This is a genomic window from Novosphingobium sp. PhB57 (assembly GCF_004342985.1).
GTDB lineage: Bacteria > Pseudomonadota > Alphaproteobacteria > Sphingomonadales > Sphingomonadaceae > Novosphingobium.
In genome coordinates, this window is the sequence record NZ_SMBO01000012.1 from 68,083 (window position 1) to 77,445 (window position 9,363).

Annotated in this window: 5 protein-coding genes; 1 reads left to right on the forward strand and 4 read right to left on the reverse strand. The window is 64.3% G+C overall.

The genetic code is table 11. The features are described 5' to 3' along the window. Positions 1-10: 10 nt before the first annotated feature. From EDF58_RS22965 to EDF58_RS22980, 4 genes are all read right to left on the reverse strand, one after another. Positions 11-1,273 carry an MFS transporter gene (locus EDF58_RS22965; protein ID WP_207913124.1) on the reverse strand — a complete coding sequence of 421 codons (1,263 nt, stop codon included), beginning with the start codon at positions 1,271-1,273 and terminating at the stop codon, positions 11-13. After that, complete coding sequence (locus EDF58_RS22970) at positions 1,270-3,561, reverse strand: alginate lyase family protein (protein WP_207913126.1); 2,292 nt, start codon at positions 3,559-3,561, stop codon at positions 1,270-1,272. The genes EDF58_RS22965 and EDF58_RS22970 overlap by 4 nt, the downstream gene beginning before the upstream one ends. Next, on the reverse strand, positions 3,558-5,780 hold the full coding sequence (locus tag EDF58_RS22975) for a polysaccharide lyase 6 family protein (protein ID WP_132269795.1): 2,223 nt from the start codon (positions 5,778-5,780) through the stop codon (positions 3,558-3,560). Before EDF58_RS22975 ends, EDF58_RS22970 begins: the two co-directional genes overlap by 4 nt. A 189-nt stretch (positions 5,781-5,969) precedes the next feature. Continuing rightward, positions 5,970-8,768, reverse strand: coding sequence for a TonB-dependent receptor (locus tag EDF58_RS22980; protein ID WP_165921544.1), 2,799 nt, complete (start codon positions 8,766-8,768; stop codon positions 5,970-5,972). Positions 8,769-9,271: 503 nt separating this feature from the next. Here EDF58_RS22980 and EDF58_RS22985 point away from each other — a divergent pair. After that, the coding region (locus EDF58_RS22985; RefSeq protein WP_132267949.1) for a transposase at positions 9,272-9,363 on the forward strand (92 nt) is incomplete at its 3' end.

Here is a 9,363-nt window from a genome sequence, read left to right on the forward strand (position 1 = left end):
TTTGCCCTTGTTATCTGTTGGGGGAGGAGAGAGGCGCGATCCGGCCGCCGAGCAGCCAGATGCAGAGAAGCGATGCCGGCACCAGTGCGGCGGCCAGCGCGAAGATGGGGGCATAGCTCGCCTTGGTCATGGCCGGCACGAGCCAGGTGGTGACCAGGGTTCCGGCGACGGCCGCAGTGCCGCCCAGGCCGGCGAGCGAGCCGACGGTACCGCCCGCGAAGTAGTCCGCCGGCAGGGTCTGGATATTGTTGATCGCCATCTGGAAGCCGAACAGGATCACGGCGATCAGCAGCACGGCATAGAGGGGGCTGCCCGCATGCATGGTCAGCAGCAGCGGTGGCAACATGATCGTGCAGCCCAGGGTGATGGCAGTCTTGCGTGCGAAGTTCACCGTCTTGCCGCGGGCGATCAGCGCGCCCGACAGCCAACCGCCGATCAGGCTGCCCGCCATGGCGCCGACGAAAGGCACCCAGGCGAAGAGGCCGATCTGCTGGACATCGAAGCCGAACGTCTCGGCCAGGTAGATCGGTAGCCAGGAAACGAACAGCCACCAGACGGGATCGAGGAAGAAGCGGCTGAGGATGATGGCCCAGCTCTGGCGATGGCGCAGCATCTCGGTCCAGCCTGGCGCATAGCCATCGGCCTTGCGGCTCTGCGCTTCGGCGGTGCCGAGGATGTGGTTGCGCTCGCCCGGAGTGAGCCAGGGGTTGGTCTCGGGATCCGCGCGGTAGAGGAACAGCCAGGGCACCAGCCAGAGGAAGCCCAGCACGCCGATGAACAGGAAGGTCATGCGCCAGCCGAAGGCGGTGAACAGCAGCGCCACCAGCGGGGCCGAAACGATGGCGCCGAGCGATGCGCCGGCGTTGAAGATGCCTTGCGCCAGCGCGCGTTCTTTTTGGGGGAACCACAAGGCATTCGCCTTGGCTGCGCCGGGCCAGTTGCCTGCCTCGCTCACGCCTAGCGTCACGCGCAGCACGGCCAGGATGCCGAGCGAGCGGACCACCGAGTGCAGCCCGATCGACAGCGACCAGAACAGGATCGAGACGGCAAAGCCCAGCCGGGTGCCGATTACGTCGAAAATCCTGCCGAAGACCGACTGGCCGAAGGCATAGGCCAGCATGAACACGGTCACCAGTAGCGCGTAGTCGGACTTGTCGGCGCCGATCTCCCTGGAGACGGCGGGCCACATCACGGCCAGCGCATTGCGGTCGATGTAGTTGATGACGGTGGCCAGCCCGATCAGGCTGATGACCAACCAGCGCAGGTTCTTCACCGGGATGCCTCCTGCGTCATGTCGAAGCGGCCGACCGGGCCCGTCCATGTCTGGAACCTGCCGCCGATCTGGAGCGCGTGGTCCTTGGCAGGATCGGTGTCGTCGGCGATCGCCAGCACCAGGCTGCCGCCCTTGCGGAAGGTGATCGTCACGAGGTCGAAGTCGCCCTTTCGCTCATGGGTGAGCGCTTGCACGGCACTGTCGCTGCCGATGGTCGTTTCGGCGGAGGCGTCATACCGGCCGTGGGGCTCCAGCAGGCTGACGAAGGCGGCATCGGTGGCGCCGTCCAGCCGCTGGAGAATGAAGGGTTCGCGCCGCAAGTTGAAGCGCGGGTCGTTGGCGCCGCTTTCGCCCAGGATCATCGTTACGCCGGGCGTGGCGACGCGATAGCTGTAGAAGCGCCCGTCCTCGATCCAGGTGACGACATTCCCCGATGCGTGCCCGTTCCGCGCTTGCGATGCCGGGTTCGGCTGGCTGGTGGCATCCACCCAGAGGTGCTGGTAGCCGTTCGCCTTGCCCAGCACCGGCCGGGCCGCGACGTTCGACTTAAGCGGGAAGTTCGTGTCGATCAGCTGGCCGGTATAGTGCAGCGGCAGGTCGTAGCGAGCGGGCTTGCCGCCGTTCACCTTCAGCAGATCGACGATGAGCGGGCTCTTGAGCCCATCCACTTTCACCTGGAGCAGCGCGCGGCGGAAGGTGACGCCGGGATAGGCATCCGTCATTTCGGCTATCGAAGCGCGGGTCTGGCCGTCGGCCGAGAAGTAGAGCTGGCGCGGTGAGAGGGTCTCCCCGCGCTTCCAGTCGCCGCCAAAGTGGCTGGTTTCATCCACCACCAGGGTGTTGTGAGCGACCGTCTGCTTGGCCCAGGTCTCGTTCTCGGGAAGATAGCGGCCGCCGTCCTTGGCCTCGATATTGAGGAAGCGTGCGGCGCCGTAATCCGTGACGATGGGCTGGCCGTTGTCGTATAGGATCCAGTTCAGCTTGTCGAAATGGCCGTGGCCCATGCCTTGCGCGGTGTTCTTGACGGCCAGCAACTGGTCCTTGCTGCCCGGGCCATCGCGCAGGACGGCGATCCCGCCATGGTCGCCATCCGGTCCATCGCGCAGCAGCATCGAGGCGAAAGGGAAGGGCTTGGCCTTGCCCGCGGCCAGGTCGCGCGCGACTTCCAGGCCTTGCGGGGTGAGCACGGTGCGGTCCTGCCACTGTGCGATCGAAAGCAGCGTCGGGTCGTGGGTCTTGCCGTAGCCGATGGCCACGGCCTGGTAGAGTTCCTCGGTCTTGAGACTCTTGTCGGGCATGGCATCGTTGAAGGGCAGGAAATAGCCGTCAGACGTGAGCTGGATCGCGGTGCGGATCGCCTTCAGCACGATGCCGTCGCGATATTCGAAGATGCGGCGCTGCGGTTCGTTGGCGTCGACGGCGGCCGCGAAGATCACGAAGGGCTGGAGCGCGTAACGCTGGTAGTAGGGTCCTTCGGCATAATAGCCGTCCGGCGAGAACAACAGGTCGAGCTGGCGCAGGAAGCCCGCCTTGCCGCTCTTGTCGAGGCCCTTCAGCGCCTGCTCCACGAGATCGGGATCGCGCAGGACATAGCCCGTCATGCCGACGCCGGCATTGGCCCAGGTGGCGTGGTTGTGGATGCGGTCGAAGACCTTGGGCGATCCGGTCGAGAGGAACTCGGCCATCTTGCGGAAGACCTGATCGTCGATGGTCTTGCGATCCCGAGGGGTAAGTGCATCGCGCACCGCGTCGTAGCCCTGAATGCCGTAGACCAGCCAGACGCTGTCGTTGAGGCTTTGCCAGAACAGGCGTCCCGCCGCTTCGTTCTTGGCGGCCGGGTGCGGGCCGAGCGTGGGGTAGAGCTTGGCATAGGCAAGCAGAAGGTCGCGCGCAAAGTCGGCATAGCGGCGATCGCCGGTGACGCGATAGAGCAGGCCGGCGCCGTAGAGCGCGGTGTAGTTGCGCTTGTGCTGTTCGTGACTGGCGCCGCCGCCCGCGTCCTTGGGCACGGGTACGTTGACCCCCGCATGGATCGCGGCGTCGACATCCCGGCGCACCCGCGCAAGTTCCGCCGCGAACAGCGGATAGCGCTGGGCCTCTGCGCCGAGGCCGGAGAGCACCGCGGCATTCATCAAGACCGGATGGGCATCGTCAGCCCTGGCCGGGGACGCCGGAGCGGCGCTGGACGGGGCGGCGAAGACGGGAACCGGCGTCAGCGCAAGCAGCGCTGTGCCGAGAAGGAGAGGTCCGAGAGCGAAGGGCCTGGGAAGGAGGGGCCTGGCGATCATGATGCGTCTCCGCCGATACTGTTGCCGGAGACCAGGACGCGCGGCGAACCTTGCGGGTAGAGCTTGGTCACGGTCGGCTCCGGGGTCTGGATGAAGTGGTTGTCGATGATCCGGGTTTCCGGCGTGCCGACACTGTTGGCCACGGCGATCCTGCCGCTGCTGCGGAAGGTATTGCCCTCGATGAGGATCGACTGCACGCCGGACAGGCCGAGCATAACCGGGCCGCTCTGCACGACCGTGTTGCCGCGCAGGATCAGCTCGGGGCCGAACGTGCTCTCGTCGGTGCCCGCGCGCAGGATCTGGGCCAGGCTGCCGATTTTTTCGAAACGGGAATCGGCGATGGCGATGTGCTCGGCGGCATAGCGTCCCTTGCCTTCCGTCTCGGCCGCAGCTGCGAGCACCGCGCCTGAAAGGCCGTTCACTGCGGCCTTCGTGATGGCGATCCGGTAGGCGAAAGTGCCGGGCGTGGTGGCGATCAGGTCGAAAGCCGGGGCGCTGTCGAGGCGGGAGAAGGCTGTACCGTTGATTTCCAGCGCATAGTTGGCGACGGTCGACAGGGCGGAGGTGCGGATGACGGCATTGCCGCTCTGGCGCGGGGCCTTGTCGCCGGTGATGCTCAGGCCTTCCAGGCGCAGCGCTGCGCCTTCTTCCAGTTGAAAGAGCGTGGGAGCGGAGAAGGCGATATCGGCATCCCTGGGGCCGGACACCGTCAGCGGCACGGAGATGCGCAGCGGCGTTTCGGCGGTGTAGTGGCCGGCCGCCAGTTTCAGCGTGTCGCCCGGCCTCGCAGCGGCCACGGCGGCTTCGAGATCGCCGGCCTTTACCGGAACGGCGCGGCCCGACCCGAATGCGGCGATGCCGGTTGCCTTCGGATACCAGGCCGGGCCGACCTCCGCGAGCGTGACCGGCCTGAGGTCGCGCGGCGCACCCAGTGCGGCAAGAGCCGGGTCGGTCGGATAGAGCAGCCCGTTCGCCGCGCGCTTCGTCGCGATCCCGGTCTTCCGCAGGCCGGAAGGGATCGCGCCCGGCACTTCGCCATCGGTCACGTTATCCGTGAACGTGACGCCCACCATGTCGGCTTCGATCCGGAAGGGCTTGCCGTCCTGTCCGGTGATCAGGTTGTTCGTGAGCCGGCTGCCGGTCGGCGCCGCCGTGCGCTCGGCATCGGCGCCTGCTCCCAGCGTCACCCGGGCGACCTCGAACATCGAATTGTTGGCGATCTCCGCCCCGGAGACCGCGTGGTAACGGTTGATCGCGGACCCCGGAACGCCGTTCATCACCGCCAGCGCACTGGTGAAATCGGTGCCCGCGAGCCCTTCCATGTAATTGCCCCGCACGATCTGGCCCTCGTTGATCACGCGCACCCCGCCGGTATGGGGCTTGGCCTTGCCGAGGAAGACGTTGCGCTCGACGCGGTTGCCGTTGCCGTGTCGCAGCACGATCGCGCCCTGCGATTCCAGGATCAGGTTGCCGCGCACGACGTTCGCGCCGGACTTCACCGAGACGATCTCCACCTCGCCGTCGCAGCGATCGAAGACGTTGGCCTCCACCAGGTTGGCGGAATCGGAAAGCGATTCGTCGCTGGTGCCGATGCGGATGGTCTCGCCCCCGTTGGAGCCGAGCGGTGGGCGCGGGCCGAAGTAGTTGTGGTCGATCCGGTGGCGGTTGGCTTCCGGCTGGCCCTTGGGCCGGATCACCGCGAGCGTGACGCCCAGATTGCCTTTGCCGGCGAACCAGCTGTGATCGACGCGATTGTCGCTGCCATAGATCGAGACCCAGCGGTCTTCGGTACGGCGGTCGGCCTTGTTGTAGCGATCGATCACCACTTCGGTGAGCCGCGAATGGCGGGCGTAGCTGCGCGGGTCGCGTCGAAAACTGATGACCTCGGCGCCCGGCGCACTGCCGTCGCGGAAGACGAGGCCGGAGACGAGCAGGTGGCTTCCCGCCATGCGCAGGCTGGAGGCGCCGGTGAGGATGACCTTGCCCTTGGTCTGCACGGTGAGCGTGATCGGCTGCTTGGCGGTACCCTGGCCCTCCAGCAAGATCGGGAAGTTCTTCCACTCGCCCTTCGCGAGCCGGATGACATCGCCGGCCTTCACCGCGCCTGCCGCTGCCCGATACTCTTTCTGGTCGTGCACCAGGTAATGGCGGGCCAGCGCCGAGGCAGGCGCAGCGGCGAGAAGCAGGCCGCTGAAGGCGAGTGTGGTAGATCGTGCCATCAGGCTGCTCTCTTCCAGTTCAGACCGGCCCCTGGGGAGGCCCTTGAAATTGGCATAATGCCGCGCGGCAAATTGGGCAACCATTGTTCATACCAAATCTCATGACAAATCGACAAGTTTGGTTTGAACAAGGCTGCTTCCTTCTGTGGAGCGGGCAGCTTGGCTACGTTCCCGCGCGGTTTCCTGAGGTCAGCGCAGACGCAGGCGCAGGCTGAGGAAATATTGCGGGCCGTAGTATTCCACGTTCCGCGTGCTGCCGATGACCGGCATGTATTCGACCCGCGGCTCGTTGAAGATATTGAGGGCCTGGAAGCGGATGTCGGCGGCCTTGTTGATCGTGTAACGCACGTTGACGTCGAACGTGTCGTTGCCCTTCACGTAGCGCAGTTGGGTGTTGTCGCTGGTGAAGGCCTGGTAGTAGCGCGAGCGGTAGCGATAGATGCCCTGGATCGAGAACTTGCCGATCTCGTAGAAAGCCTGCGCCGAGAAGACGTGCTTGGAATAGCCGCTGAGGCTGGCGGCCGGGATCAGGCCGGGCGTGACGTCTCCGGTCGCGCTGTCGATCACGTCGCCGTAGCGGATGTCCTGGGTCTTGAAGTTGGTCCAGGCGTAGTTGTAGCTCAGCTTGGCGCCCAGCCCATCAAGCGGGTGGGGCAGCCAGGTGAACTGGTTGCTGGCCGTCAGTTCGAGCCCGTACAGGTCGCTCTGTTCGTCGCTGTTGGTGGTCTGGGTGACAGGCACCGAATAGCTGGTGCCACCGATGGTGAAGTCCTCGTCCTCCTCGATCGGAATGCGTCCGCCGGTGAAGCGCTTGTAATAGACCGCCGCGGCCAGCAGTGTGTCCTTGTTCGCGTAGTATTCGAGGCTGAGGTCCGCGTTCCACGACATCGTCGGCTTCAGGGCGGGGCTGCCGGTGGCGATGATGGTATTGATGGCGTCCGTTACCGAAGTGAAGCCGGTGCCGGTCTCCAGCGTGATCTGCCGCCCGGCGCCAAGCGCGCTGGGCGCCGGGCGCGACATGGCGCGGTAGAGCCCGGTGCGCAGGCGCGCCTTGTCCGAAATGTCGAAGATCGCATTGAGGCTGGGCAGCCAGCGCATCGAGCTGGAGCCGATCTTCGTCTCGGTGAAGTCGCCGTTTTCCCGCAGCGAGATCGAGCCGTCGGCATTGTTGATGACGTCGAGTCCGCTGCGCAGGCCGCGCGCGGTGACGCGGGTGTGCACGCGTAAGCCGAAGTTGCCCCGCACCGGTATGCCGCCGAGGTCGCCCGAGTAGGTCGCCATGACGTAGCCGGCGAGGGTCTTTTCGGTGACGTCCGAGTTTTCGACCGCGCGCAAGTCGCCGGTGTTGCCCGGGTCTTCGGTGCCAAGATAATTGCGGAACTGGCAAAGCACATCGAAAGTGGCGAAATTGGTGATCGCGCCGGCGGGGCCATCCGCGAAGAAATTCTTCTGCGCAAATGGCGTTCGGCAGGCGAGGTTGACGTCGCGGTCCACCGCCGGGTCGGTCTGGTCGATATTGACGTCGTTGCTGTAGCCGAAGAACGTGCGCTGCGACCAGCGGCCGCCGATCGCCACTTCCTCAAGGAAACCGTCCATTTTGTACCGCCCGTCAAGGCGAGCGGAATAGATCTCGTCGTCACGGCCGTCCTGCGAGCGGGTGAGGCGGGCATCGTCGCTGAAGAGGTCGGCATTGGTCGGGTCGAAGCGCTGGTCGAATGTGAAGACCGGCAGGAAGCTCTGGCTCAGGTCGACATGGTAGGGGATGCGCTGGTTGTTGATCGCGGTGCGCTGCCCGTAGATGTCGAAGGGATCGGTGCGCAGGCGAACCTGGCGGGTGATGTCGACCCGCTTGGTATGGGAATAGCCCGCATCGGCGCTCAGCGTCAGGCGATCGGTTGCTTCCCAGGCCAGGTTGCCGCCGAGCCCGAGGTATTTCTCGTCACGCTGGAACAAGCCGGAAACCGATTGCATCGTCGCCGAGCCATCGGCAGCGAGCAACTGGTGGTTATCGCCGATGACGACGTTGTGAAGATTGTAGCGGCCTTCCGCCGTGCCGAAATCGTGGCGCTCCTCGCTATATTGGCGGCGCGAGTACTGAACGTCGAAATTGATGTCGAGCGTGGGGCTGGGTTTCCACTGCAGGGCTCCGAACAGCGCGTTACGCAAGTCCGAGGTGGTCATCTGTCGGAAGGCATAGGAATTCGAGGCGTGGTAGAAAGGCGTGCCGGAATTGCCCTGTTCTCGGCTCACTTCGGTGCAATTGCCGGTGGAGACGATTGCGGCGTTGCAGGTGAACCAGGTCGAGCTGGTGTAGAAACGCTCTACCGGATCGCTCACCTTGTTGCGCTGGAAGCCGATGGAAATCCCCACGTCGCCCAGAGCGCCGAGATTGAATTGGTCTATATAACTGGCCGTAACTCGATAGCCATAGGGGCTCTCTCCGTCGATCCGGTCCTGATAGGGGTTCATGTTCCCCTTGATCTCGGCCTGGATCTGGCGCCGCTTGTGATCGAGCGGCTTGCGGGTTTCCAACTCGATCAGGCCGGCCACGCCGCCTTCGATGAGATCGGCCTGTTGGGTCTTGTAGATCTTGATCGCATTGAAGAGTTCGGCGGGAAACTGCCCGAAATTGACCGCGCGGTCACCCGAGCCGTTGGTGGCTTCACGCCCGTTGAAGGTGGTCATGCTCAGGCCTGAGCCCAGGCCGCGGATCGAGACTTCGGTAGGGCCGTAATTGGCGCGGTCGATGGAGGCGCCGGTTATCGTGGCGATCACCTCGCCCACCGACTGGCCAGGAAGTTCGCCGATTTCCTTCGATGAGATGGCATCGACGATCGCATCCGCGCTGCGCTTGGTTTCGATCGAATTCTGCATCGTCTCGCGCACGCCGGTGACGAGGATGTCCCCGGAGGCGGGCTCCTGCGCAGGGCGCGGCGCGGCGCCAGCTTGCGCAACCTGCCCGAATGCCGGCCCGGCCGCACATGCCATCAACGAGCCACCAACGAGAAGTGTTGCTCGCAAGCGTGCAAAACCAACGCCAGCCGATTGCTGCCCCATAGCCACTCAGACTCTCCTCGCCTTTTTTATATACCGCCTACTTGGTCCGATGACCACTTATCTGTCAACCAATATATTCATACCAATGGTGCTGCCAAAATAAGCATGGGTTTAAGGCCGGTCAGATGGATGTGGTATGGAAGGATCTGGTGCTTCAGGAGATAAATTAGGCTGGGTTATCACATGGCTCTGGCTTCAGAGGTGAATCAAACCTATCCGCAGCAGTCTCGGCAGCAGGTAGTTTTCGCTGCTCCTCGATGAATGCTTTTAAGTAGTCCCTAGTTTTCTAGGCGCCTTCTGCTTCAAAATCTGCTGTCGTTCGAACTGTGCGGGTGACAACATCCCGTTCCTGATCTGCTTACGCACCGTGACCTGCCCCCCCGAAAGGTCCCTCATTCTGATGTAGAGTCTGTCCACGATGAAGGAGCAGGCGCATGAGGAAAAGCCGTTTCACCGAGGCGCAGATCATCGGGATGATCAAGGAACAGGAGGCTGGACTTCCGACGGCGGAGGTTTGCCGCAAGCA